This window comes from Gilvimarinus gilvus, from assembly GCF_030518155.1.
In the GTDB taxonomy this organism is placed as follows: Bacteria; Pseudomonadota; Gammaproteobacteria; order Pseudomonadales; family Cellvibrionaceae; genus Gilvimarinus; species Gilvimarinus gilvus.
The window spans coordinates 1-492 of sequence record NZ_JAULRU010000270.1 but is presented as its reverse complement, the minus strand read 5'-3'; the positions used below and the strand labels follow the sequence as shown (position 1 = coordinate 492).

Here is a 492-nt window from a genome sequence, read left to right as displayed (position 1 = left end):
CGCTATCTTTTTGATTGGAATGTGGATGATGGCGCGACGAAAAATTGATAACTGGTATTTCTGGATTATCGGCGATTTAATCATGATTCCATTAATGATTTACAAAGGAGCAGTTATCACTTCGGTGCAATATATTGTCTTGTTGATTTTATCATTTATCGGATTAATCGATTGGATAAAATCAGCCAAAAATTCACAGAAAATAGTGAGCTAAGAAATAATTTAAAATTAGTATTTTAGCCTTGTAAATTGAATTTGAAAAACCTATAAAAATTACGAATATGGAAAATCAACACGTATATCAACAAAACCAATTGGTTGCACAGGCAACAAGCGTAGAAAGGGCAAATTTCTATAAACATACTTACGGACACGTTGCTGGAGGAGTTTTGGTATTTGTTTTAATCGAATCTTTGATGTTAAAATCAGAAGCATTAGTCAGCTTTATGTTAAGTTTAACTTCTGGATATCTTTGGCTTATTTTATTAGCAG

The 492-nt window shown here is 31.7% G+C and carries 2 protein-coding genes; both read left to right on the top strand.

Annotated features, from left to right (window positions below; all coding sequences use genetic code 11):
- On the top strand, nucleotides 1-214 hold a 214-nt coding region (locus tag QWI17_RS04750), incomplete at its 5' end, for a nicotinamide mononucleotide transporter family protein (RefSeq protein WP_302721371.1).
- A 67-nt stretch (nucleotides 215-281) separates the two neighbouring features.
- A partial coding sequence (locus QWI17_RS04745) for a hypothetical protein (protein ID WP_302721370.1) occupies nucleotides 282-492 on the top strand: 211 nt, incomplete at its 3' end.